We start from the raw sequence: 24,611 nt of genomic DNA on the forward strand, positions 1-24,611 counted from the left end.
CTCAGATCGCCGTAAAGGTTAACGCACCAGCGGAGGCCATCGAGATCTCGTAGGTCGCCTCGCCGTCATGGGTGCCGGCATATTCGATCGAGCCGATCTGGAATGGCCCCTCCACGATGCCGAAATCGGGGATGACGACCTGGAAATCGGGCACCCCTCCCTCGAAGAAAAGATCCCGCGCCCGCTCGTCGGTGGAGGCGTCGCGGAAGATCCCCGAGCCGCTAATCGAGGCCGATTTCACCCCCGCCCCACCCAACAACTCGCGCCATCCGCCGGTGCTCTCAAGGCTCGTCACATCCACGCTCTCGCTGTTGAACGAAAGCCGCGACGCCCGCAGCCCCGCCATCGTCTCGAACACGCCGTTTCCGTCCATGTCCACCTTCACCAGAAGGTCCTTGCCGTTCTGTGCCGTCATGGAAATCTCCATTTCTATCATTTGGTTAGATCAGCGCTCACGCGCCGCTTGCATCGATCATCGCGCGAAACCAGATTTCGATCTCGCGGCCGTCGCCCACCCGCCGGGCGCGCGCACGCAGGAACCTCAGGCCGATCAGATTGCCTCTCGCGAGCGTCAAATCCGCGTCGCTCAAGGCATCGGAAACAGCCGCTGCAATCGTCTTGGCGGTGTGAAACCCCGCGGCGTCCGAGACGACCGTCACCGGGAAGTCATGCACCGCGCCGAACCCTGTGGCGTCCGAGGCGTCGCGCGCCCTTTCCGGTCCGAGGCTCACGTAGATCGGCGGCACCGGACCCGGCGGCAGCGCGTCGTAGATCGCGCCCTGGGTCAGGGACGCGACCGACGCGTCCATGGTTAACGCGGCGTAGACGGCCTCCTGCAGCGCGGCTGTGGCGGCATAGCTCATGCGCCCACCTCCTCTTTTGCGAAACACACGAGGTAACGGCCCGTCGCGTCAGCCTCCGTCACCGCGTCGATGTGGTAGACCCGGTCGCCGTCGCGAAACCGCATGGCCGCCGTGGGGCGCGACGGCGCACCTTGGGCGGCCGCGCGCATGGTGATCTTCAGTTTCAGCTCCGAGGCCTCCACCTCCCGACCGGCACCGCGTGGCAGGACTTCCGCCCAGATCGTGCCAAGTGCCTGCCAAACCTCGGCAAATCCGCCCGCGCCATCTTCCGCACGGCTCGGTGCTTCCAGCGTCAGCTTACGATTGAGATGGGGCACCCTCATGCCACCCCCCCGCGCAGACGGATCTGACGATAGGGTTCGATCAAGGACATCACCGCGGCGGGCATCTGCCGCGGTGCTGCGGCACCGAGGGTGTAGAACTCCGCGGCCAGGGCCAGCAGCGCGCGCTGGAGATCGGCAGGAACCGATGGCCAGGCGGCCCCGTATCCCGCCGTGAGCACGACCTCGATCGTCCCCCCCGGCGTGGGCGTCGGCAAAGCGCCGGACGTGGCATCGAGGCTCGGGCGGTGAGCGTCGGGCAGCAGCGTGTAGCGGGCAGGATCGACAAGCGTCTCCTCCCCGCCGCGCGCAATCAGCGTCACGCTGTCGACGCTCGAGACCGGGGCGACAGGCAACCCATGGCTCGCCGGATTGTGCCAGACCACCAGCGTCAGCGCGAATTGGCGTTGCATCAGCACCTTCCCGATCCGCGCCTCGATCGCTGCCATGGCGGACCGCAGACAATCCTCCAGTTGCGCATCCTGGCTGCCGTCATCGGCAAACCCGGAGGAGAGACGCAGGTGCTCGGACAGCGCCTCCACCGGCAGCGCCGCACTGGGCACGGAGGTCAATTCGACCATCATCATCTTGATATCTCCTAGAAATTTAGGATCTCTGGGAAGAGCTGGGGCGTGGCACTTGCCTCCGCGCTGCTCATGCGGAGAGACGCGCAGCTGGACCCGCGAAAGCCCGCACACACGCCCCACCCGCCCCAAGGCCGCATTGGCCCCGGAGCGGGATCGATGACCTCAGATCAGCTGACGCCGAACTTCATCAACTTGATCGCCGCGAAGTCCGTCACGTCGCCGCCGACCCGCTTGGTGGCATAGAAAAGGACATGCGGCTTGGCCGAGAAGGGATCGCGCAAGACGCGCAGGTCGGGCCGCTCGGCGATGGTGTAGCCCGCGCCGAAGTCGCCGAACGCGATGGCCATGGCATCCACGGCAATGTCGGGCATGTCTTCGGCGATCAACACCGGGTAGCCCATCAGGCGCGCGGGCTCTCCTGCGGCCAATCCGTCGGACCACAGGAAACGGCCGTCGGCGTCCTTCATCTTCCGCACGGCGCCGGCGGTTTTCGAATTCATCACGAAATTCGCGTTGGCGCGGTAGCGGGCGCCCAGGGCATAGACCAGATCGACAATTGCATCGGCCGGGTTGGACGCGTCGAAGTCGCCCGCCGTTCCGGTCGCGACGTAGCCAAGGTTGCCCCAGCTCCAGGAGCCGTTGGCCGCCGTCGGGTGGTTCAGCAGGCCCGTCGGCTTCCCGACGCCGTCGCCGCTGATGAACGAGGCCGCCTCGGCCCGCGAGAACTTGTCGGCGATCCGCCCCGCCAGCCAGCCTTCGATGTCGAAAGCCGCGTCGTCCAGAAGGCGCTGCGACGCCTTGGGCAGCGCCGACAATTCATGCAGCGCGATCGAGATCCGCTCGATCGTGGGCGTGTCGGTTTCCGCCGTCGCGGTGACCTCGTCCGCCCATCCCGCACCGGTGTCGGTGCTGTCGATCAACACGTCGAAAGAGGTCGCCTCGACCGTCACCACATTGGCCACGGATCGCAGGGAAGAGGAGGACCGCAGCACCGATTGGATCATCTCGGAGGTCTGCGGATCGACGAGGTAGCCGCCCTCGGCATTGACGGCCGTGTTCATCGCCTTGCCCTCCAGTTCCAGCCCGCGCAGGGCGTCATCGTCGCCGCAGCGCAAGTAGGATTTCAGCGCCAGCTTGTGCGGCGCGGTGGTGTCGATCTCCGCCGAGAGTGCGGGTCGGGCGAAAGAAGTCGTCTTGGTATTCAGCATGGCGATACGGTCTTCCTGCTTTTGGAGTTTTGCATTCATGTCGTCTTGGAAATCATTGAATTCACTTAAGAAGCCGCCAATCGCGGTCTTGACTTCAGCCACGTCCGCGCGCGGCACATGCAGGTCATCGGGTGCGCAGGCCGCGCCCCGGTCATGGGTCTCGGTCATGAGGTGTCCCTTACGGTTGAGGTGAGGCTCCCGGAGCGCCGGAAGCGGTCGATCAGCGGGCCTTCCGGGCCGCCAGGTTCAGGCGAGCGTCCTCGAACACCTTCGCCAATTCGTGAAGCACGTCGGACTTGGCCTCATGCGGCGCGAGGCGCGCGTCGGGCAGCATCGGGAAGGTCACCAGCGACACCTCCCAAAGCTCCACCTCCGACAGGCAGCGCGCGCCCTTCTCGTCCTTGTGGGATTTCACCGTGCGGTAGCCGATGGAGAGCCCGTCGATGGCCCCCGCGCGCGTCAGGGCCGCCGCCTCGCGGGCCCGCGCCACCGACTTCAGCAAGCGTCCCCTGACGAACAATCCGCGGTCATCTTCGCGGATCTCGTCCCAGATGCCGATCGGCTCACTCGGGTCGTGCTGCCACAGCATCTTGACCTTCCGGCCTGCGCCCAGGGATTTCGCATAAGCGCCTTTCTCGACCAGATCGCCGCCCTGATCTCGGGCCCCGAACAAAGAGGCGTATCCCGCAATGGCGAAATCGTCGTCCAGCGTCAGGTCGCTGTCGAAGCGTTGAAACTTCGCCTCCAACCCGCTTGGAAGAATCGTATTCATATCAGGCTCCTATACGCCGACGTTCATGTTGAGTAGCTGACTGATGCCCTGCGCCAGGATCACCGAGACGACGCCAAAGACCGCCAGCCAGAGGCGCTTTTCCAGCCGTTGCAGCGCCAGCTCGATGGCCTCGAGCCGGAACGCCAGCGCGGCCCACCGCTCCTGCTGCACCCGCTCGTTGGCCTCGATCTGCGCGTTGGCGGCGTCGAACGGCGCATAGAGGTAGCGAGAGCCGCTCACCCCGCGCGGCTCGCTCATGGCTCGGGCTGCTCCGGCAGCCCCAACATCCGGCGTTTCTCGGCGTCGCTCAGAAATGTGGCCTCGGAGACCCGCCGCCATTGCGCTTCCCTCTCGGCCGCCAGCGCCGGCACCCCGTCGAGGTCGGGCCGGACCGTCACCGCGTCACCCGACAGGCCCGAGAGCCAATGGGAGACGGAGGCCCAGACCCGCTCGGCCAGCGGCAGAACGGTGAGCCGGTAGAATGCCCGGTTGGCCTCGGCGTAATTGGCGTAGGTGGCGTCGCCGGGAATGCCGAGCAGCATCGGGGGCACGCCGAAGGCCAGCGCGATGTCGCGGGCGGCGGCTTCCTTGGTCTTCTGGAACTCCATGTCCGAGGGGCTGAAGCCCATCGGCTTCCAATCCAGCCCGCCCTCCAGCAACATCGGCCGCCCGGCATTGCGCGCGCCCTGATGGTGGCTCTCCAGCTCCATCTGCAAACGGTCGAACTGGTCCGGGCTCATCGTGCCCGCCCCGTCCAACCCGTTGTAGATGATCGCCCCTGACGGCCGGGCCGCGTTGTCGAGCAGCGCCTTCGACCACCGTGCCGCCGCATTGTGCACGTCGATCGCCGTCGCCGCCGCCTGGATCGGCGCGAGGCCGTGATGGTCGTCCTGCGGGTGGAAGTTGCGGATGTGGCAGATCACCTCCGCCGGATAGCGATGCTTGCGCGCGCCGACGGTGTAATCATAGGCCTTGGGCCAGCCGTCCGCCCCCGGCACAAGGCTCATCCGGTCCGAGCGCAAGACGTGCAGCTCCGCCGGAAAGGCGTCCTCGGTGACGAGCGCTTCCAGGTAGGCATTGCCCGACAGCAGAAGCTGCGCGAAGGCCGCTTCCAGAAGGTCCGCGCGGGTCTGGCCCGCGTTGGGACGCGCCAGAAGCGACAGGAGGGGGTGCGCCTCATAGCGGCGCTCCGCATCGGCGCAGACCACCGGCAGCGCCGCAGCAGCCTCGGCGATGACCTTCACGGCGCGGAAACCCACCGGGTTGCCGAGAAAGCCGTTCTTGGTCAGAGACCCCACGTCGCGCGGGCTCCAGACCACGCGGCCGGACGATCCCCAGACCGCCAGCCGGGCGCTGGCCGAGGCCTTTGCCTCCGGCGGCTTGCTCGGAGATTTCTTCAGGAAATCCAATGCCATATAAGCCTCTCCTCAAGTCATACGTTAAGAGCCGGAAGGCCTGCGCTTTCCGGGTCGTCGGCCACTGGACGCGGCCGGTTCAATCTGTCGTCAAAGGTTGCGGATCGCCGGGTTCAAGCGGCGCTTCGCGGGCACCAGCATGCCCTCGGTCAGCGCCCAGACCAGCGCGTCGACCCGGTCCGGAGAGCCTTGCCCCTCGTAGCCGGTCACCGCCATCTTGCACATCTCATCTTCCAACTCCGCGTGGGTGCCCAGATGCACCACCCGCCCTTGCTCGTAGAGCGCGGCCACGGGTTCGGCGCGCGCCACCTTCCCGACCGAGGCGCGCACCTCGCGGAAGTTGATCGTCGGATCGACCGAGCGCACGACGTCGGTGACAAGCTGCCCGCCCTGGTTCACCTCGCCCACCATCCGGCTGGCCGCGTGGCGGTGGTAGGCGGCCACGGCGGCATTGGCCCATTGGTTGGGCGACACCCCTTGAACCGAGCAATCCTCCAGCACCACCGCGCGCCAGCAGGCCGGGTCGCCGCTCTCGATGATGCCGACCACGACGATGCCGCAGGCGTCCGAGTCGGCATGGCCCGTCACCGGCGGATCGACCGCCACGATCACCCGCGACAGCTCCGGCGCCTCCGTGATCCGCCCCGCGTCGATCTCAGGGCGCCCCCACAGGGCGCCCTCGACGTCGTCCAGCAGCACGCCGTCCAACTCCTGTCGTCCCAATCGCGTGTCGCCGTAGCGCAGCCGAACCTCGGTCAGGAAGGACTCTGCCAGGTAGGCCGCGTTGGCCTCGGTGGGCGCGTGGGTATGGGCCACCCGGTCGCGCGCCAGCAGGGTCTTGAGCACCGGCACGTTGCGCGGCGTCGTGGTGACGATCTGCTGCGGATGCTGCCCCAGCCGTAGGCCGAATTGCAGCATGTCCCAGGTCTCCTGTGCCTTGGGCCACTTGGCCAGTTCGTCCGACCACGCGAGGTCGAACTGCGGCCCCCGCAGCGCTTCGGGGTCATGGGCCGAGAAGACCTTCGCTTCCGCCCCGTTGGGCCACACCAGCTTGCGCTCCGTGGCGATCCAGCGCGGCACCCTGTCGGGTGGAGAGCAGGCGATCAGCCCGCTCTCTCCCTTCACCATCACCGCCAGCGCCTGGTCGTAGGTTTCGCCGATCAGCGCCACCCGCCGGGCGCGCCCCGGCGCCTCAGGCGTGGCGCCTTCCACCATCGAGCGGACCCATTCCGCTCCGGCCCGCGTCTTGCCCGCTCCGCGCCCGCCCAGCACCACCCAGGTGGTCCAATCGCCCTCGGGGGGCAATTGGTGCGGCAGGGCCCAGAACTCGAACAACCACGGCAGGGCCGCCAGCGCGTTCTCATTCAGAGAGCTCAGGAACGCCGCTTCCGTGTCCCGATCCACGCAGGCAAGCCAGGCGGAGCCCGATTTCAGCCCGTGCCTCATCGAGGTCGAGCTTTCCGGCCCCGCCCGATCCGAACCGTTTGCAACCTGCTTCACGTGCCTTCTCCCGCATTTCCATGGTGTGCAGAAACGCGCCGTTCATCTGGCGCACCGCTTTCGCGACATCGCCCTCTCCGGCGTCGGGCGCCTGCTCCAGCGTCTTGCAGCTGTCCTGCAGCGCCCGGACAGCGCGGTCGAAGGCCTCTTGCGCCTGAAGCACCAGAGTCTCGTCCCGCGTCTCTTCCGAGGGTTCAGTATCAATAGCTTTGGTCATGTTGGTCGTTCCCGTGTCCGTGATTGCTCTCGGTCACGAGCAGAATGCAGCAGCGCTGCCACGCTCTTTGGTCCGCCGGGGCAGTGCGCCCCGTCTCACCCGGACAAAAAGAAACGGCCCCCAAGGCGTACCCTTGATCGGCCGTTTGCCCACATCTTCCAGCTTGCCTAAAGGGATGCCATGGGCCGTTCGGTGGGTCAACTAATATTGCGTTTTCAAAGGGTTAACGGACGCACCGCGCGCTAACGAACGATTAACCATAGCGCTTTTGCGCCAATGTTTCCTGGGGCTGGCGCGCACGCGCTCCGGCACAGGCACCGCGCGCTCGGCCCAAAGAAAATGCGCGCCGCAATCCGCGAGCGCGCATCATTCGTCTCAAAGGTTAACAAACCGATGAAATTGAGGGGGCCAAGAGGCGGCTGCCGTCGCATTCGTAGGGCCGAGATCACGCGCCCCTAACCTGCAACGGCAGCCTCTTGCCTCAGTTGTTGCTGCGCTCAGCCTCGATGGCACGCCACCGCGCGACGTTGGCGTTGTGCTCTTCCAGCGTGGTGGCGAAGGCATGGCCGCCGGTGCCGTCTGCGACGAAGAACACGAAATCGGTGCTGTCGGGGTTCACCGCCGCCTCGATCGCCGCACGGCCGGGGTTGGCGATCGGCGTGGGTGGCAGACCGTCGATGACATAGGTGTTCCACGGGGTCTCACCGCGCAACTCCGACTGACGCAGGCCACGGCCGAGGATCCCGCGCCCGTTGGTCACGCCGTAGATCACCGTCGGGTCGGTCTGCAGGCGCATGCCCTGGTTCAGGCGGTTGGTGAAGACCGAGGCCACACGCCCCCGTTCCTCGGGCACGCTGGTCTCTTTCTCGATGATCGAGGCGAGGATCAGCGCCTCTTCCGGTGTCGAGATCGGGATATCCTCGGCCCGGTTCTCCCAGACCTCCGCCAGGATCTGCTCCTGCGCGGCCTGCATGTCGGCCAGCAGTTCGCCCCGGTCCGCGCCGCGGTTCACGTCGATGGTGGTCGGCGCGAGCATGCCTTCCTGCGGGATGTCCTGAACCTCTCCCTCAAGGAAGTCGGCCGCCATCAAGCCGTGAACGACCTGCCAGCTGGTCAGCCCCTCGGGGATGATCAGGCGGTACTGCATCGGCACGCCTTCCTCGACGAGGTTCGCATATTCGACCGGCACGCCTTCCTCGTAGGCAAAGCGCGCGATTTCCTCGACCTCTCCGGTCGCCGGGTCCCGCTCGCTCAGGCGCAATTCCCCGGTGCCCGAGTTCCGCAGCACATAGGTTGCGCGATACCGGAACGAGGACGGCCCGCCCGCGGTCACGATCTCGAGCACGGTGGCCATGTTGGCGCCGGCGGGGATTTCGTAGTTGCCGAAGCGCAGATCGCCGGAGCGATCCGCCGCGCGCACGCCGATCCGGAACACTTCCGCCGAGCGGATGGCGCCTGCCTCTTCCAGACGCTCCGAGACACGGCGCAGGCTATCGCCCCGCTCCACCTCGAAGAAGGTGGCAGAGGTCAAGGGCCCCTCGCCCGTCCATTGATGCTGGCCCCACCCAAGGGCGGCCGCGGCAGCAATCAGAATGACGATCAGGAACGAAATCCCGTTGGCTGCAATGTGCTTCCACATGACCGGTTACACCCGGCCCATGATCAGGCAGGCATTGGTGCCGCCGAATCCGAAGGAGTTCGATTGCACGACGTTGATCTCGCCTTCCTGCTTTTCGTTGGCGCAGAGGTTGATCTCCGTCTCCGCCGCGGGATCATCGAGGTTGATCGTGGGCGGTGCCACGTTGTCCCGGATCGCGAGGATGCCGAAGATCGCCTCGATGGCCCCGGCAGCGCCCAGAAGGTGCCCGGTCATCGATTTGGTGGAGGACATCAGCAGGTTCTTCGCGTGATCGCCCATCAGGCGCTCCACGGCGCCAAGTTCGATGGTGTCCGCCATGGTCGAGGTGCCGTGGGCGTTGACGTAATCCACCGCCGACGGCTCGAGGCCCGCGCGTTTCAGCGCCGCGCGCATGGCCCGCTCCGCGCCCTCGTGATCGGGGGGCGGGGCGGTGATGTGGTGGGCGTCGCCCGACAGGCCATAGCCCAGGATCTCGGCGTAGATCTTTGCGCCACGCGCCTTGGCGTGCTCGTATTCCTCAAGCACGACCATGCCCGCGCCTTCGCCCATGACGAAACCGTCGCTGTCGGAGTCCCAGGGGCGCGAGGCCTTCTCGGGCTCATCCGCGCGCTTGGTCGAGAGCGCCTTGCAGGCGTTGAAGCCCGCGATGCCGATCTTGCAGATCGGGCTCTCGGCGCCGCCCGCGATCATCACGTCCGCGTCGTCGAGCGCGATCAGCCGTGCCGCGTCACCGATGGCATGGGCACCGGTGGAGCAGGCCGTGACGACGGAGTGGTTCGGCCCCTTGAAGCCGTACCGGATCGAGACCTGGCCCGAGATCAGGTTGATCAGCGCGCCCGGCACGAAGAAGGGCGAGACCCGGCGGGGTCCGCGCTCGTTGAGGATGATCGACGTGTCGGCGATCGAGGAAAGCCCGCCAATGCCCGCGCCCATCAGGCAGCCGGTCCGCTCGAGGCTCTCGGTGTCCGTGGGCGTCCAGCCCGCGTCTTCCACGGCCTGCACCGCGGCTGCCATGCCGTAAAGGATGAAGTCGTCGACCTTGCGCTGTTCCTTGGGCTCCATCCAGTCGTCGGGATTGAACGTCCCGTTCGTGCCGTCGCCGCGCGGAACCTCGCAGGCATAAGTCGTGCCGTAACCTGTCGGATCAAACCGCGTGATCGGACCCGCGCCCGACTCTCCCGCCAGAAGGCGGCTCCACGTTTCCTCAACGCCCGATGCCAGGGGAGTTACCAGCCCCAGACCCGTCACAACCACTCGCCGCATGCCCAAATCCCTTTTGCGTCTTTGCCTGTTCAATTACCGGAAACGCCCCCCAAGGCGCAATCCCTTGGGGCGCGCCTCGGCGGGAAACGCCCCTGCAGATGCCCTGCGAGGCGGCGGAAAGTACGACCTCGGCGCGTTTTGCGCAGCAACCATGCCACCACGCCGCGTCCCTTCCAACAGAAACGGCGCCCGGATCGCTCCGAACGCCGTAAAATCACGGGCGCTTGTGGCGCCAGAAACGATGCTATCAGGAAGTGGCTTCGCTGATGAACTTCACCGCGTCGCCGAACGTCTGGATCGTCTCGGCTGCGTCGTCGGGGATCTCGATCCCGAATTCTTCTTCGAAGGCCATGACCAGCTCGACGGTGTCGAGCGAATCTGCGCCGAGATCGTCGATGAAGGACGCGCCCTCGACAACTTTATCTTCGTCCACGCTCAGGTGCTCAACAACGATCTTTTTAACGCGGCTTGCGACGTCGCTCATGTTACGTTCCTCATCTTGTGTCAGGGCAAATGCACGAACCTGTGCGCCCCTGTTTCAGTGTTGCCGTAGCGGCCTCTCGGGATGCCCCCCACCACCCGCAACAGGTGGGAAAGGCCAACCGGGCGAACAAGCCCCCCGGCAAAATCTGCGCCGCCTATAGCATATGTTGCGGCCATGGCAATGCCTTCAGCATGCCTTTCTGACGTAAGGTCAACCTTGGCGGCAGACCGCTCAAAGCATCGCCATCCCGCCATTCACATGCATCGTGGTGCCGGTCAGGTAGCCTGCTTCCGGGCTCGCCAGAAACAGGGCCGAGGCGGCGATCTCGTCGGCCGAGCCCATGCGCCCGGCGGGAATCTGCACCAGAATCTTCTCTTTCTGGTCGTCGGTCAACTTGTCCGTCATCGCCGTCTCGATGAAGCCCGGCGCGATGCAGTTGACCGTGATGCCGCGGCTCGCGACCTCGTAGGCCAGCGATTTCGACATGCCCACCATGCCCGCCTTGGAGGCCGCGTAGTTTGCCTGACCGGGGTTGCCGGTGGCGCCTACCACGCTGGAAACATTGATGATCCGCCCCCAACGGGCCTTCATCATGCCGCGCAGCGCGCCGCGGCAGAGCCGCATGGTCGAGGTCAGGTTGACCTCCAGCACGCTCGCCCATTCCTCGTCGGACATGCGCATGAAAAGGTTGTCACGGGTGATGCCCGCGTTGTTCACCAGCACGTCGAGGCTGCCCATCGCCGCAATCGCCTGCTTGGGCAGGGCGTCCACCGCCTCCGCGTCACTCAGGTTGCAGGGGAGGACATGGGCACGCTCACCAAGCTCGGCGGCCAGCGTCTCCAGCGGCTCCACCCGCGTGCCCGAAAGGCCCACGGTTGCGCCCGCGGCGTGCAACTGCCGCGCAATCGCCGCACCAATCCCGCCCGACGCGCCGGTCACCAGCGCGTTTTTTCCTGTCAGGTCAAACATTTCCACCCCTATCCGTTTCTTCTGAAGCCAGCTTAATGCGCCCGGGCCGTTTCGGCAAACACGGCGTCACTCTGCGGCCAAGGTGCCTGCCATCGGCGCACGCTCGCCGAGGATCCAACGCGCCACATCCGCGTAATCGAACAGCAACGAGATCACGATGATCACCAAGGTCACCGACATCAGGCGACGCGGCCAGAGCGGCATGTCGGCGCGTCGGATCTGCCGCCAGAGATACACCGCGAGGGGCGTCCACAAGATGATGTGCGGCAGCCCGAGCAGTTTCACGTAGCCCATCTGCCCGTACATCCACGTGGTCGCCAGCGCTGCCAGCACCGAAGCCCCGAGGGTCAGGACCCCGGCCAAGCGGCTCTCGCGCCAGATCAGGAAGCCCAGTGGCAGTACGAAAGCCCCTGCAAACAGGACGTTGAGCCATATCTGCACCCACATGGGCTGCAGCGCCACGGCCTCGTTGAAGGTCATTGGTTCAGCGCCGCGACGGCCTTGGCGACCTCTTCCGGGGTGCCGACCGTATGGGTCGCGATGCCCCGGTCGATGCGTTTGACCATGCCCGAGAGCGCCTTGCCGGCGCCGATCTCGAAGACCTCGGTGACGCCTTCCGCCGCCATCCACGCCACGCTCTCGCGCCAGCGGACGCGGCCGGTGACCTGATCGACGAGGTTGTTGCGGATCACCATCGCCGAGCTTTCCGCCCGAGCGCTCACGTTGCCCACCAGCGGCACCACCGGTGCCTCCATGTCGACCTCGCTCAGCGCCTGCGCCATGGCGTCGGCGGCGGGCTGCATCAGCGCGCAGTGGAACGGGGCGGACACCGGCAGCAGCAACGCGCGCTTGGCGCCCTTTTCCTTGGCGATGTCGCAAGCGCGCTCCACGGCGGCCTTTGCGCCTGAGATCACGACCTGCGCCGGGTCGTTGTCATTGGCCGCTTCGCAGACGTCACCCTGCGCCGCGGCAGAGGCCACCTCCTGCACGGTGTCGAGGTCGAGCCCGAGGATCGCCGCCATGGCCCCCTCGCCGGCGGGAACCGCCGCCTGCATCGCCTCGCCGCGCAACCGCAAAAGCCGCGCCGTATCGGCAAGGCTGAAGGTGCCCGCCGCGCAAAGCGCCGAATATTCGCCCAGCGAATGGCCCGCCACGTAAGAGGCCGCCGTCACCTCGACGCCCTCCGCCTTCAGCGCCGCCATCGCGGCCATGGAGGTCGCCATCAGCGCGGGCTGCGCGTTGCGGGTGAGGGTCAGCGTCTCGATCTCGCCGTCCCAGATCAGCGCGGAGAGGTTCTCGCCCAGAGCCTCGTCAACCTCCGAAAAGACAGCCTTTGCCGCCGGATATGCCTCTGCTAGGGCTCGGCCCATGCCGATGGTCTGTGCCCCCTGCCCGGGGAAGATGAATGCTCGGGTCATGGCGCGGCTCCTTAAGGCTGGCATCGACGTTCTTGGTGCAATTCAGCTACCTTAACCCCGCCCACGGCGCAATAACCTCGCCTGTCGCCCCGGCGACAGCGCACCGGCCGCACCGCACATGAAAAACCGCGCCACGGGCGGCTTGCCCTTGGCGCGGTTCCATTCATGCAAGGCGACGCGGATCGCGGGGCCTTACCAGGTCTCCATCTCGAGCGTGACGTTGCAGCTGTCATCGCCGTACATGCCGACCCAGACGTCCACCCGGCCGGTCGCCAGCGTCATGTCCGTCAGGTTGATCTTCGAGCGGCGGCCGCTGCCGGAATCATCGTCGTGATACCAGTTGCCGTGGGAATCGCGGACCAGAAGGACGGTATCGCAATTGCCGCGACCCAGGGTCTCGATCTCGACGCGCTCGTAGCCCTGAAGGCCACTCAGGTTGAAGGTGAAGCTCGGCGCGGCGGTGAAATAGCCCACGTCCGAGGGGTAGTTATGCGAGCCGCAGGACGACAGCGACGTCGGGCCGCCTGCCGTCACCGCATAGCGGTCCGCCGAATACATGCCGCGCCCGGTGCCCGACGCCTCGGTGCCGGACAGCGCCGAGGTCGGGCAGCCATCGGCCCCCGCCTGCTGCGAGCCGGGATCAGGATCGGGATCAGGTTGCGGATCGGGGTCGGGATCGGGCTGTGGATCGGGATCCGGGTCCGGGTCGGTCGTGCCGGCACCGCCCTGGTTGCCCGCCGTGGGATCGGTGCGGTCGGGATCGGTGCTGTTCTCGGCATTGTTATTGGGTCCGGAGCCGCCGGGCGCATCCTGATCGCCGTTACCCCAGCCGTTGTTGCCGTTGTTGTTGCCGTAGCACTCGCCTTCGTAATCGTTGTTGCCGTTCCCGTTGCCGTTGCCATTCCCGTTGTTGCCGTTGATGTCGCAGGGATCTTCTTCGAGCACCGGTTGCACGACGAGGTTGGCGTCCCATGCCGTCTCGAACTGGCCGCCCTGCAACTCGCCATGCACATTGCCGGAGTGTTCCGTCAGCGCGCCGCCGGTCGATTCCGAGATCGCTACGCCAAGTCCCACCATGACCGCCATCGTTGTCAGCCAGTCGATGGTTACTGCGCCATCATCGCTCTCTATGAATCGCCGATAGGTCATGGAGAAACTCCCCTAGATATACATGGGCCGCACGGGCCCTTTTCCTGCGCATTGTCTCAAGTCCGGCGCAGAACAAACGTTTTACCCCAAGCGAAAGGTGCTTTCCCCTTGTGGCTGAATTACGGCAGAAAGCGGAAAACCCTGTGTCCCTTGGGCCCGCGTCCCTTCGCGAGCCCCGGCAGCAGCCCCGTGGCGGCCCCTCGCGGGGGTGGACAACTGCGGTGGGGCGGCGTACACGCGCGCATCCTTGCTGAGATATTGATCGGCGTGATCCCTCGTGGCCGGGGGGCAAGGACACAAACAGCCCGGCCTTTGAAACGCGCCCGAAACGATGAACTGGAGTTCCCATGGCTCTCTACGAGCACGTGATGATTGCGCGTCAGGACCTGTCCAACACGCAAGCCGAAGCGCTGAACGAGCACTTTGGCACCGTCCTCGCCGACAACGGCGGCAAGGTCGTCGACACCGAATATTGGGGTGTCAAGACAATGGCCTACAAGATCAACAAGAACCGCAAGGGTCACTATTCCTTCCTGCGCACCGACGCCCCGTCGGAAGCGATTCAGGAAATGGAGCGCCTGATGCGCCTGCATGACGACGTGATGCGCGTTCTGACCATCAAGGTCGACGCCCACGAGGACGGCCCCTCCGTCCAGATGCAAAAGCGCGATGAGCGTGAAACCCGTCGCGAGCGTCGTTGATTCGACCGCTGACCGTTTGAAAGGATATTCCAATGGCCGCTAAACCATTCTTCCGCCGCCGCAAGACCGACCCCTTCGAGGGCGAGAACGCGCCGAAGATCGACTACAAAGACACGCGTCTGCTGCAACGCTACATCTCCGAGCGTGGCAAGATCGTGCCGTCCCGTATCACCGCTGTAGGTGCCAAGAACCAGCGTGCGCTCGCCAAGGCGATCAAGCGCGCCCGGTTCCTCGCCCTGCTGCCCTACGCCGTCAAATAAGGAGCGCACATCATGGACGTTATCCTTCTGGAACGTGTGGCGAAACTGGGTCAGATGGGCGAGGTGGTCTCTGTCAAAGAGGGCTACGCGCGCAACTACCTGCTGCCGCAGAAAAAGGCGCTTCGCGCCAACGAGATGAACAAGGCCGCCTTCGAGGACCAGAAAGCGCAGCTTGAAGCGCGCAACCTGGAAACCAAGAAGGAAGCCGAGGCCCTGGGCGAAAAGCTCGCCGGCCAGCAGTTCATCGTCATCCGCTCCGCCTCCGACTCCGGTGCGCTCTATGGCTCCGTCACCACCCGTGACGCCGCCGATGTGGCGACCGCGGAAGGCTTCTCGGTCGATCGCAAGCAGGTCGCCCTGACCGCGCCGATCAAGGACCTCGGTCTGCACACGGTCAACGTGAACCTGCACCCCGAAGTCACCGTCGAGATCGAGCTGAACGTGGCACGCTCGCCGGAAGAAGCCGAGCTTCAGGCATCGGGCAAATCCATTCAGGATCTGGCCGCTGAAGAAGAAGCACAGGCCGAGTTCGAGATCTCCGAACTCTTCGACGACATCGGCGCTGCCGGTCTCGACGAAGACGATGACGACGCCCCTGCCCCGGCAGCGGACGATGAGGAAGCCTCCGACGAGGAGTAATCCCGCCGATCGTGGCTCTTCACGAAAATTTAGGCCGTCTCCCACCGGAGGCGGCCTATTTGTTTGGGGAACGCTTCCAATTCCGAGGTCCCCTATGCCCCGCTCCCTACCCGCTCCGCTCCTTCTTGCCTCGCTTCTCGCCGGCACCGCCGCCGTGGCGCAAAGCCCGGTTAATGATGGCACCGGCAGCTACCCGGCCAGCGTTGCGGCCTTCGAGGCGCAGACCGAAGCGCCCGAGGTTGCCTCGGATGTCAGCTTCGCCGAAGAAGTCATCAGCGGTGCGCTGGCGCATCCCTGGGGCCTTGCGATCCTGCCCGATGACGCGGGCTACCTCGTGACCGAGCGCGGAGGGGCGCTGCGCCACATCACCCGCGACGGCACGATGGGCCCCGAGATCAGCGGCGTGCCCGAGGTGCGCGCGATGCGTCAGGGCGGTCTGCTGGATATCGCCCTCGCCCCCGATTTCACCGAAAGCCGGGCGCTCTTCCTCACCTATGCCGCGCGCGATGGCCTTGCCGGATCGGCCACCGCTGTCGCCCGCGCCGTGCTGTCGGCGGATCACACGGCGCTTTCGGAGGTCGAGGAGCTGTGGCGTCAGACCCCGGCCTCCGCGATCCCCGCGCATTTCGGCAGCCGCGTGCTGGTGGGGGACGACGGCACGCTCACCGTGACCACCGGCGACCGGTTCACGCCGGAAAACCGTCAGTTGGCACAGGAACCGGCCGAGGCCGCCTATGGCGTGACCATCCGGCTCGACGCCGATCTCCAGCCCATCACGGGTGCCGTGGAAGGCGCCCTGCCCGGCGTGCTCAGCTATGGCCATCGCAATATCCAGGGCCTCGCGCTGCAGCCCGGCACGGACACGCTCTGGCTCTTGGAACACGGGCCCGCGGGCGGTGACGAGTTGAACATCCTCGAGCCCGGCGGCAACTACGGCTGGCCCATCGTCAGCTACGGTGTGAACTACAATGGCTCGGACGTGGGCGACGGCGTGCAGGCCCATGGCCCAGAATTCATCGAGCCGCGCTACTATTGGGACCCCTCCATCGCGCCCTCCGACCTGATCTTTTACGAGGGAGAGATGTTCCCGGACTGGCAGGGCGACATCCTTCTGGGGGCGCTGGCGGGCCAATCCCTCGTGCGGTTGGAACTCGACGGGACAGAGGTCACGGGCGAAGAGCGCCTGAGAAGCGGCGAAGGTCGCGTGCGGGATGTGGCGGTCGACGCAGAGGGCGCGATCCTGATCCTGATCGACGACGATCCCGGCGCGCTGATCCGCCTGACGCCGGAGTCGCAATAGGCCCTCGCGACACGCAGTCCCGCAACGCAAAACGGCCCGCCGGAATGGGCGGGCCGCTTGTGGGATCGATCTGGCTGGTGGATCAGAAGGTTTCCATCTGCAGCGTCGCGCCACACAGGTTGGTGCCGTAGGTGCCGACCCAGATGTCGAAGACGCCGGAGCGCGGGTTGTGGACGTTCAGCAGCGGGTTCAGGTTGCCCCAGCCGTCGTCGTTGAAGTGCCAGTTGCCGGAGGAGTCGTTGACCAGCAGGACTGTGTCGCAGCTGCCGTTCACGCGGATTTCGAGGCGGCGGTAGGCTTCCAGCCCGTCGATGGTGAACTCGAAATCAGGGCGCGAGATGACGTGGCCGGAGTGGTTCCAGCCGCAGTTGCGCAGGGACTGGTTGCCGCCGGCAGTCACCGAGTAATGGTTCGGCGTCCAGAGGTCCTGGCCGGTGGTGTAGCCCGTCTGCACACCCTGGTTCTGCCACGCGGGACAGGCGGCGGCGATACCGGCGGTGGCGATGAGGGCGAAGGCGGCGGCGAATAGCTTTTTCATGATCAGGGTCTCCAAATTCTTGTTCTTAGAAGGGGTGGTCGTTCAGGTGGTAGGTCGTTCAATTGGTCGGTGGCGGGATCTCGTTGCCATGGAAAGACTATCGCCCCAAAACCGGTTTTTGCGAAGTGTGGGATTCCTTACCTCCTCTGCGCGCGCGTTAACACGTCCCCAAGATGCTGATAGGAAACGAAAAAGGGGCGCGACCCATGCCAGGTCGCGCCCCTCTCATCATCTGTGCCCGAGCCCTTCGATCAGAAGTTCCAGGTCTCCAGCTCGACTTCCGCCTGGCACGAGATGCCCTCGCCGAAGGTGCCAACCCAGAGGTCGACCCGACCGTTCAGCGCCGCCGTATCCGACAGGTTCATCTCGGGCTGCAGGTTGCCGCCGCTGTCGTCGTCGAAGTGCCAGTTGCCCTGGGCGTCATTGACCAGAAGCGTCGTGTCGCAATCGCTTTCGACCTCGATCTCCAGCCGCCCATAGGTCTCCATCCCCGAGAGGTAGAAGGTGTAATGCGGGGAGGAATAGGCCACGCCCGCCGACGCTGGAATGTCGGCACAGGTGGACAGGGCGGTGATGCCGCCCGCGCTGACGGTGAAGCGATCCGGCCCGTAAAGCGCCGCCCCATCGGTGGTGACGACAATGCCTTCGGAGCCGAGGCTCGGGCATCCTGCGGTCGGGGTCGGTGCCGGTGCAGGCGTCGGTGCAGGCGTTGGCACGGGCGCCGGCGTGGGCGCAGGCACCGGCACGGGAACCGGCTGCGGTGTCGGCACGGGCTGCGGTACCGGGACCGGCTGCGGCGTGGTGGCCACCGGGATGGCCTGCAGCGTGAAGGTACCCGGGCAGGAGGTGTCGTTATAGGTGCCGACCCAGACGTCGATGCGCCCGTTCAGCGCCGCCTGATCCGAGATATCCAACTGCGGCTGAAGCTGGCCCTGACCGTCGTCATTATAGAACCACTGGGTGTTCGCGCCATTCACCAGCAGCGTCGAGTCGCACTGGGCGTTGGCGAGCAATTGCAGGCTGTGGCCCTCCATCCCGCTCAGGGTGATCGAGAACTGCGGCACCTGGCTCGCGTAGCGTCGGCCCTCCACGTTGGGACAGTTGGAGACATCGGTGCCGCCGGTGGCCTGCGCCACGTAGCTGAGTGGCTGGAGGATCTGGCTTGCATCGAAGGACAGCGCCGGACCGGGGACTTCCCACGTCGGGCAAGCGGCGGTCGGGACCGGAACAGGTACCGGCACCGGTTGCGGCGGCGACGTCGGTTGCGGCACCGGCACCGGCACGGGCTGCGCGCCGCCACCGGGCAAGGCGTGGACGGCCAGCGTTGCGGGGCAACCGCCGCCCGCAAAGGTGCCAAGCCAGACATCGACCCGGCCATCGGCCGCGCCTGCGGGCAGGGTCAGCCCGGGCTGGAGCCCGTTGCGGTCATCGTTGAAGTACCACTGGCCATTGGCGTCGTTCACAAGGATCGCCGGGTCACAGCTCGAGGTCGCGTAAACATCCAACTCGCGGCCCGCCATGCTGGTCAGGTTCAGCGTCAGGTCGGGCGCGGCGCGGAACTGGCCGTAGCCCAGGGATCCCAGGCCGCACTGGTCGAGGGTAAACTCGCCGCCTGCGGAAACCGCGAAGCCTTGCGGCGCGCCGATCTGCGAGGCGTCATAGCTCAGGGAGCCGCCGGAGAGTTGGTAATTGGGGCAGGCCAACGCGGCTCCGCCCATTGCAAACATTGCAATCGCGCTCGCTGTCATTAGGCGCATCGGGTAATTTCCTTCCTGTTCGGCGTCTGACGAGGGGATGTCAGACCGCCATAGCTAGTCATAATGAGGTCATTGGTATGGCAATAAATTTCCCCGAAGAACTGCGGAAACCCTGACCTTCTCTATACGCGAGGCAGGATAGCCGGGCTCTGGTGCAGCCCAAAGCGTTTTTTGATCAAGGACTTCAAGGAAACGCCGCCCCCGGTGAAATCGAAGGCGGCAGGGAGATGGGTGGGGTCAGCCGCCGAAAAGGCGCTGCCACAGGCTGCGGCGCGGCGGCTCGGCCGCAGGGCTCGCCTCGATCACGGCGGTCGTGTCGCCGTTGATCACCAGCGTGTTGGCCCCGTCAGGGGCGGCGTCGGCGGCATCGGCCATCATCTCGGCCAGCCCCGCGCCGTCCGTGGCGGGCGCAAGGGTAGTGACGGTCGGCGCGTCGCCCACCGGCGCGAGGCGGGCCGTGGTGCCACGCGGCACCGGCGCGATGGAGCGCAGCGGCGCGAGGCTGCGGGTGGCCGGGTCGAGCGCCGCGATCTGGTCCGCGATGACCGCGCCGTGGATGCGGCCCTCGAAGAGATCCGACATGTCACGCGGCAGGCGCACCAACGCGGGGCTGTCACCCATGTTCAGGCGCGCGGCGAAGTTGCCGGGGTTGAGGATGCTGTTGATGTCCTGCGCCGTCGCCGGGACGGCGAGAAGGGTGGCGGCGAGAGCGGCCATGAGGGGAAAGGTCTGTTTCATAATTTTTCTACTCGAATGAAGGAGGGGGAAAGCGCCCTGCCCCGACAAATATGCGGCGCAGGACAGGGGCGGGGTCAGAACGGACGCCAGGGAAAGCCATGACGCGGCAGAAGCGTGCGGGGCATCATGCCCCGGGGCAGCGTCGCGCCGGGCGTATTCAGGCGGTGGTAGAAGCCCGAGAGGTCATGGGCGCGCGGCGTCACCGGGGCGGGCAGAACAGAGCGCGGCAGCACGGGGTGCGGCACGACCGGACGGGGCAGCGTGATATGCGGCACCGAGGGGCGCGGCAGCGGCGCCAGAAGATCGTCGAGATCGCGCGGCGCGATATAGGGCCGGCCCGGCAGCGTGTTCCACCCGAAGAGCGTGAAGGGCAGCGGGTTGGCGGGACGCGGCACCGGAAGGCTGTCGAAATGCTCCTCCAGCGCCTCCGCGAGGTCCTCGCGGTCATGCATCAACAGGGCGAGGCGTTTCTCGGCGTCCGCGATATGGCGCGGGGTCCATTCCGGGAGGATACCCCCCTCTGCCGTGGCGTGCTCTGCGTCGCAGTCGAGCCCGAGGGTCTCGCACATCTCGGCCAGGCGATGGAACGCGGGCATGTCGAAAATGTCGTGGTCGGGGCCGAGGTCGCCCGGAAACGGGCCATGGAGGCCATGGGACAGGATGGCGGGGCCATCGGAAGGGGCGCCTTGTATGACGATCACATCGGCGCTGGCGGCATTGCTTGCCACCGTCAGGCCGATCGCCAGGGCGATGGGAAATTTTAACATTGGTTTAAGCCTTTGAAGTAAAAATGGGGACGGGTTGAAAGAACGAAAGAAAGGTTAACGGTATAAAAAAGCAGTCAGAAAATGCCGGGATGCGGCGATGGGATGACTATGACCCTGCCCTCGCCTGATACTCAAAAGCGGGCTCTCGTTATCGAATAACAACGCGGACCATCGCCCATGAAAAAAGGGCGCCCCGCGAAGGACGCCCCTGTTTCAGTCTTGGCCCGGATGGGCGGAAGATTACTCTTCGTCGAGCGCGTCGACAGCTTCTTTCAGCTCGTCCTTGGAGACTTCTTTCTCGCTCACGTCGGCCATCTCGGCGATGAAGTCGACAACCTTGTCCTCGAACAGCGGTGCGCGGACCTGTTGCTGCGCGGCCTGGTTCTGCTGGATGAACTCGAAGAAGGCGCGCTCCTGACCGGGGTACTGACGTGCCTGGTTCATGATCGCCTGGGTCATCTCGGCGTCGGAAACGGTGACGTCGTTCTTCTGGCCCAGTTCGGCAAGCAGGAGGCCAAGCTTCACGCGGCGCTCGGCCAGCTTGGTGTGCTCTTCGGTGGTCTCGATCTCGGGGTGGTCGTGGCCTTCCACCTCGGGGTTGTCCTCGTGCCACAGCTGATGCGCGATCTGCTTGGCCTCGGCCTCCACCAGCGAGGGCGGCAGGTCGAAGGAAACAACCTCGTCCAGCTGGTCCAGAAGCGAGCGCTTCATCACGGCGCGTGCGGCACCCTTGTACTCGGCACCCAGACGCTCGGTGATCTGGCCTTTCAGCGCGTCGAGGTCCTCGGCGCCGAATTTCTTGGCCAGCTCGTCATCCACCTCGGCGGGGACGGGCTTTTTCACTTCCTTGATGGTGCAGGCGAAAACGGCGGCCTTACCGGCCAGGTGCTCGGCCTGGTATTCCTCGGGGAATGTCACTTCCACGTTCTTCTCTTCGCCAGCCTTCACGCCGACCAGCTGCTCTTCGAAGCCGGGGATGAACTGGCCGGAGCCGAGCTTCAGCGGGAAATCCTCGGCGGCGCCGCCTTCAAATTCCTCACCGTCGACGGAGCCGACGAAATCGAAGACGACCTGGTCGCCATCGGCGGCCTTGCCCTTCTTGGTCTCGAAGTTCTCGGCGTTCTCGGCGAGGTTATCGAGCGCTTCCTTCACTTCCTCCTCGGAGGGGGTGACGACCAGTTTCTCGAGCTTGAGCGCCTTGTAGTCCACGTCGGGGATCTCGGGGAGCTTCTCGTAGGACATGGAGACAACGATATCGTCGCCCTCTTTCCAGTCCTCGTTGGTCATCTTGACCTCGGGCTGCATCGCGGGGCGATCGCCGCTCTCGTCGAGGTGGCCCTGCATGGCCTCATCAACGGATTCCTGCATCGCTTCGCCCATGATCCGGGGGCCGAACTGCTTCTTGAGCAGCGCCATGGGCACCTTGCCCTTGCGGAAGCCCTTCATCTCGACCTCGGGGCGCGCTTCTTCCAGCTTGGTGTTCACGCGGTTTTCCAGATCCGACGCCGGAACGGTGATCGTGTATTCGCGCTTCAGGCCCTCGGCCAGGGTCTCGGTGATTTGCATGGGAGTTCCTCTTTGCAGCACGCGCGCGCGCAGCTCACGCGCAGGCATATTCGTCTTGAAAATCGCGCTCCTTCTATGGGTGGAGACCTCAATACGCAAGGGGGAGGACGCCTCGCGGCGGGGCGCACGCGTAGATTTGCGTAAGGTAAGCCGGCGGTTTACAAAATAAGCGTGGAATCGCCACATTCGGGGGAGAGGCTGTCACCGGCCCTGCCCCACCCTACCCCGCCCGAAAAGGCCCGCTTTTTCAATGTCCGACGCCCCAGACCCCGATCCCGCCAAGACAAGGATCCTGCCTGACGGCCCGGCTGGAGAGCTGCCGGTGGGCGCGACGCTCTCATCGGGCATGTACCGCGTCACCGGGCGGATCGCGGCGGGCGGCTTCGGCATCACCTACGAGGCCCGCGACAACCTCGATCGCAAGGTCGCCATCAAGGAATGCTTCCCCGCCGGACTGGCGCTCCGCGCGGGCGATTTCACCGTTTCCGCCGCCAGCGCCTCCACCGCCGAGCCGTTCGAGACCGCGCGCACCCTGTTCCTTCGCGAGGCCCGCACCCTTGCCACCCTGCGCCATCCCAACATCGTCCACGTCCAGACCCTGTTCGAGGAAAACGGCACCGCCTACATGGCGATGGATTTCATCGAAGGCCGCGACCTGCAGCATGTCATCGCCCATGAGCCCGAGCTGCTGACGCCCGCCTATGTCATGGAGCTGACCCGCGCCCTTCTGGGCGCGCTGGATTACCTGCACCGCGACGCCCCCGAACGCGGCAAGGAGCGGCTCCTGCACCGCGATATAAAACCCGCCAACATCCGCCTCGATCCGCTGGACACCCCGGTGATCATCGATTTCGGCGCGGCGCGGCACGAAACCAAGGCGCAGTCGCGCGCGGCGGGCACGTTTCGTGTCGTCTCGGACGGCTATTCGCCCAATGAATTCTACATCCCGGGGACCGAGCAGGGCCCGGCCTCCGACCTCTATTCACTGGCCGCGACGCTCTATCACTGCATCGCCGGGGTGGCGCCGGCCGCCGCCGACGTACGCGCGCAGAAGGTCTCCAACGGCGAGGATGATCCCTATCTGCCGCTCGCCGGGCGCTTCCCGGCCCATGACCCGCGCCTGCTCGCCCTGCTCGACCGCGCGCTGGCCCGCCCCCTGCGCGCGCGCCCTGTCGATGCCGCCGCATGGCTCGCCGCGATCCCCGAGACGGCCGCGCCACCCGTGTCCGACGCGCCGGTCCCGGCCGCCCCTCCCGCGCCGTCCGGCGGCTTCTGGAAGGGCGTCGCCGTGGCCGGCATCACCTCCTTCGCGCTCGTCGTGGCCGCGATCTTCGCCCTGGGTGATCCGCCCGAAAGGGACGCCGATCTGCGCGGCCAATTAGCGGCAGCCGAAGCGGCAGTGGTGGGGCTGGAGGCCGATCTCGACACCGCCTCCGAGAGCGCGCGCGTCTTGCAGAGCGATGTCGCCGCCGCATCGGACGCCCGCGATCTGGCCGAGCAGCGGGCCGAAGAGCTAGCCCGAACGGTGAGCGATCTGCGCGCGCAGTTGCGCGCCGCCAGCGAGGGTGACACCGCCGAAATCACCACCCTGCGCAGCCAGTTGGCGACAGCCGAGGCCGAGCAGGAAACAGCGCTCGAAGCGCAGCGCAGCCTCGCCACGGAGCTAAGCGATCTGCAGCAGGCGTTGGAGGCCGCGCAAACCTCGGCCATTGCGCCCGCCGATCTCGAAGAGGCACAAGCGGCCCGCGCGGAAGCCGAAGCCGCCCGCGACGCGGCCTTGGCCGAGCTCGAAAGCCTCGGCGCGGAGATTACTGCGCTGGAGGATCAGATCGAAAGCCTCGGCACCGAGAACCCCGACAACAGCACCTTGATCGCCGACCGCGATGCCGCCTTGGCCGCGCAGGAGGTGGCCGAGCGCGCCGCCACCCGCGCGCAGTCGGATCTGCAACGCATGGCCGAGAACCTCGCCGAAGCGGAAGAGGAAGCCGGCCGCCTCGCGCGCGAGCTTCGCGCCGCGCGCGCCACCATCGACCTGATGGCCGCCAACGCCACCCTGCCCAACCCCGGCCCTGCCACCGGCGCGGCCGGCGTCTGTCCGTCCTGGGCCAGCCCCGGCGAGGAGTTCCGCTTCACCGGCACCGACATCTACAGCCCGCAGGTCTTGCAGGCCGAGGCCGGCGGCACCCTCGACCTCACCGCCTGCACGGACATGCCCTTCAACGTCACGGGCGTGGTTAACGCGAGCCCCGCCTTCACCCTCTATCTCACCGAGATGGCGCAGTTCCGACGGGTGGAAATGCAGGTCGTCTCGGTATGCGACACGACGCTTCTGGTGGCCACCAACGATCGGGTCTGGCATTTCGACGACAACAGCAACGGGGGCATCCTGCCGATGCTGAACCTCTCGGGCCCCGAGGCGATCGAAGGACGGATCGACATCTGGATCGGGACCACTGACGGATCGAGCTGCATGGCCGACCTGGAAGTGGAGACATGGCTGAATTGAGACAGCCCTGACAGGTCCTGAGCCCATCAATCAGC

At 66.0% G+C, this 24,611-nt stretch carries 27 protein-coding genes; 5 read left to right on the top strand and 22 right to left on the bottom strand.

The window, feature by feature from the left end; all coding sequences use genetic code 11:
• Position 1: 1 nt before the first annotated feature.
• The 17 genes from KYE46_RS13210 to KYE46_RS13290 form a co-directional block, all read right to left on the bottom strand.
• Entirely contained in the window at positions 2 to 415 is a 414-nt protein-coding gene (locus KYE46_RS13210) for a phage major tail protein, TP901-1 family (protein ID WP_219001082.1), read from the bottom strand.
• 37 nt (positions 416 to 452) lie between these two features.
• On the bottom strand, positions 453 to 863 hold the full coding sequence (locus tag KYE46_RS13215) for a DUF3168 domain-containing protein (protein ID WP_219001083.1): 411 nt from the start codon (positions 861 to 863) through the stop codon (positions 453 to 455).
• Positions 860 to 1,186 (bottom strand): phage head closure protein, encoded by a 327-nt coding sequence (locus KYE46_RS13220; protein WP_219001084.1) that lies wholly within the window; start codon positions 1,184 to 1,186, stop codon positions 860 to 862. The genes KYE46_RS13215 and KYE46_RS13220 overlap by 4 nt, the downstream gene beginning before the upstream one ends.
• The gene (locus tag KYE46_RS13225; RefSeq protein WP_219001085.1) at positions 1,183 to 1,770 is read right to left on the bottom strand and encodes a head-tail connector protein; all 588 of its coding nucleotides are present in this window, start codon (positions 1,768 to 1,770) and stop codon (positions 1,183 to 1,185) included. The genes KYE46_RS13220 and KYE46_RS13225 overlap by 4 nt, the downstream gene beginning before the upstream one ends.
• Before the next feature lie 167 nt (positions 1,771 to 1,937).
• Positions 1,938 to 3,146 (bottom strand): phage major capsid protein, encoded by a 1,209-nt coding sequence (locus KYE46_RS13230; protein ID WP_219001086.1) that lies wholly within the window; start codon positions 3,144 to 3,146, stop codon positions 1,938 to 1,940.
• Positions 3,147 to 3,198: 52 nt separating this feature from the next.
• Positions 3,199 to 3,750: an HK97 family phage prohead protease gene (locus KYE46_RS13235; RefSeq protein ID WP_219001087.1), complete on the bottom strand. Its 552-nt coding sequence runs from the start codon at positions 3,748 to 3,750 to the stop codon at positions 3,199 to 3,201.
• 9 nt (positions 3,751 to 3,759) lie between these two features.
• Positions 3,760 to 4,008, bottom strand: coding sequence for a GTA head formation protein, RCAP_rcc01685 family (locus tag KYE46_RS13240; RefSeq protein ID WP_219001088.1), 249 nt, complete (start codon positions 4,006 to 4,008; stop codon positions 3,760 to 3,762).
• Positions 4,005 to 5,165 (bottom strand): phage portal protein, encoded by a 1,161-nt coding sequence (locus tag KYE46_RS13245; protein WP_219001089.1) that lies wholly within the window; start codon positions 5,163 to 5,165, stop codon positions 4,005 to 4,007. Before KYE46_RS13245 ends, KYE46_RS13240 begins: the two co-directional genes overlap by 4 nt.
• Before the next feature lie 90 nt (positions 5,166 to 5,255).
• Entirely contained in the window at positions 5,256 to 6,611 is a 1,356-nt protein-coding gene (locus tag KYE46_RS13250) for a DNA-packaging protein (protein WP_219001090.1), read from the bottom strand.
• Positions 6,526 to 6,882, bottom strand: a complete 357-nt coding sequence (locus KYE46_RS13255) for a hypothetical protein (RefSeq protein WP_219001091.1) — start codon at positions 6,880 to 6,882, stop codon at positions 6,526 to 6,528. Before KYE46_RS13255 ends, KYE46_RS13250 begins: the two co-directional genes overlap by 86 nt.
• A gap of 481 nt (positions 6,883 to 7,363) precedes the next feature.
• Positions 7,364 to 8,521 (bottom strand): endolytic transglycosylase MltG, encoded by a 1,158-nt coding sequence (mltG, locus tag KYE46_RS13260; protein ID WP_219001092.1) that lies wholly within the window; start codon positions 8,519 to 8,521, stop codon positions 7,364 to 7,366.
• Between the two features lie 6 nt (positions 8,522 to 8,527).
• Entirely contained in the window at positions 8,528 to 9,784 is a 1,257-nt protein-coding gene (fabF, locus tag KYE46_RS13265; RefSeq protein ID WP_219001093.1) for a beta-ketoacyl-ACP synthase II, read from the bottom strand.
• A 247-nt stretch (positions 9,785 to 10,031) separates the two neighbouring features.
• The gene (locus KYE46_RS13270; protein WP_219001094.1) at positions 10,032 to 10,268 is read right to left on the bottom strand and encodes an acyl carrier protein; all 237 of its coding nucleotides are present in this window, start codon (positions 10,266 to 10,268) and stop codon (positions 10,032 to 10,034) included.
• A 231-nt stretch (positions 10,269 to 10,499) separates the two neighbouring features.
• Positions 10,500 to 11,237 carry a 3-oxoacyl-ACP reductase FabG gene (gene fabG / locus KYE46_RS13275; protein ID WP_219001095.1) on the bottom strand — a complete coding sequence of 246 codons (738 nt, stop codon included), beginning with the start codon at positions 11,235 to 11,237 and terminating at the stop codon, positions 10,500 to 10,502.
• Between the two features lie 66 nt (positions 11,238 to 11,303).
• Entirely contained in the window at positions 11,304 to 11,717 is a 414-nt protein-coding gene (locus KYE46_RS13280) for a hypothetical protein (protein ID WP_219001096.1), read from the bottom strand.
• Positions 11,714 to 12,655 (bottom strand): ACP S-malonyltransferase, encoded by a 942-nt coding sequence (gene fabD, locus KYE46_RS13285; protein ID WP_219001097.1) that lies wholly within the window; start codon positions 12,653 to 12,655, stop codon positions 11,714 to 11,716. The genes KYE46_RS13280 and fabD overlap by 4 nt, the downstream gene beginning before the upstream one ends.
• Positions 12,656 to 12,847: 192 nt before the next feature.
• Entirely contained in the window at positions 12,848 to 13,804 is a 957-nt protein-coding gene (locus KYE46_RS13290; protein ID WP_219005150.1) for a hypothetical protein, read from the bottom strand.
• Positions 13,805 to 14,151: 347 nt separating this feature from the next.
• On the opposite strand from KYE46_RS13290, the gene rpsF reads away from it, so the two are divergent.
• The 4 genes from rpsF to KYE46_RS13310 all read left to right on the top strand — a co-directional run bounded on the left by rpsF (position 14,152) and on the right by KYE46_RS13310 (position 16,704).
• Complete coding sequence (gene rpsF / locus KYE46_RS13295) at positions 14,152 to 14,505, top strand: 30S ribosomal protein S6 (RefSeq protein ID WP_219001098.1); 354 nt, start codon at positions 14,152 to 14,154, stop codon at positions 14,503 to 14,505.
• A 32-nt stretch (positions 14,506 to 14,537) separates the two neighbouring features.
• The gene (rpsR, locus tag KYE46_RS13300) at positions 14,538 to 14,765 is read left to right on the top strand and encodes a 30S ribosomal protein S18 (RefSeq protein ID WP_011454743.1); all 228 of its coding nucleotides are present in this window, start codon (positions 14,538 to 14,540) and stop codon (positions 14,763 to 14,765) included.
• 12 nt (positions 14,766 to 14,777) lie between these two features.
• Positions 14,778 to 15,404, top strand: a complete 627-nt coding sequence (gene rplI / locus KYE46_RS13305; protein ID WP_219001099.1) for a 50S ribosomal protein L9 — start codon at positions 14,778 to 14,780, stop codon at positions 15,402 to 15,404.
• Between the two features lie 94 nt (positions 15,405 to 15,498).
• Complete coding sequence (locus KYE46_RS13310) at positions 15,499 to 16,704, top strand: PQQ-dependent sugar dehydrogenase (protein ID WP_219001100.1); 1,206 nt, start codon at positions 15,499 to 15,501, stop codon at positions 16,702 to 16,704.
• A gap of 82 nt (positions 16,705 to 16,786) precedes the next feature.
• On the opposite strand, the gene KYE46_RS13315 is transcribed toward KYE46_RS13310, so the two are convergent.
• The 5 genes from KYE46_RS13315 to tig form a co-directional block, all read right to left on the bottom strand.
• Complete coding sequence (locus tag KYE46_RS13315; RefSeq protein WP_219001101.1) at positions 16,787 to 17,242, bottom strand: hypothetical protein; 456 nt, start codon at positions 17,240 to 17,242, stop codon at positions 16,787 to 16,789.
• A 251-nt stretch (positions 17,243 to 17,493) separates the two neighbouring features.
• A complete protein-coding gene (locus KYE46_RS13320) occupies positions 17,494 to 18,960 on the bottom strand; it encodes a hypothetical protein (RefSeq protein ID WP_219001102.1) in 1,467 nt (488 codons plus the stop codon).
• Between the two features lie 276 nt (positions 18,961 to 19,236).
• Positions 19,237 to 19,737 (bottom strand): hypothetical protein, encoded by a 501-nt coding sequence (locus tag KYE46_RS13325; RefSeq protein ID WP_219001103.1) that lies wholly within the window; start codon positions 19,735 to 19,737, stop codon positions 19,237 to 19,239.
• Between the two features lie 74 nt (positions 19,738 to 19,811).
• Complete coding sequence (locus tag KYE46_RS13330; RefSeq protein WP_219001104.1) at positions 19,812 to 20,504, bottom strand: hypothetical protein; 693 nt, start codon at positions 20,502 to 20,504, stop codon at positions 19,812 to 19,814.
• Positions 20,505 to 20,744: 240 nt separating this feature from the next.
• The gene (gene tig, locus KYE46_RS13335; RefSeq protein WP_219001105.1) at positions 20,745 to 22,070 is read right to left on the bottom strand and encodes a trigger factor; all 1,326 of its coding nucleotides are present in this window, start codon (positions 22,068 to 22,070) and stop codon (positions 20,745 to 20,747) included.
• A 250-nt stretch (positions 22,071 to 22,320) separates the two neighbouring features.
• Here tig and KYE46_RS13340 point away from each other — a divergent pair, with 250 nt between their 5' ends.
• Positions 22,321 to 24,576: a serine/threonine protein kinase gene (locus tag KYE46_RS13340; protein ID WP_219001106.1), complete on the top strand. Its 2,256-nt coding sequence runs from the start codon at positions 22,321 to 22,323 to the stop codon at positions 24,574 to 24,576.
• Positions 24,577 to 24,611 lie beyond the last annotated feature (35 nt).

It is taken from the genome of Gymnodinialimonas ceratoperidinii (assembly GCF_019297855.1).
GTDB lineage: Bacteria > Pseudomonadota > Alphaproteobacteria > Rhodobacterales > Rhodobacteraceae > Gymnodinialimonas > Gymnodinialimonas ceratoperidinii.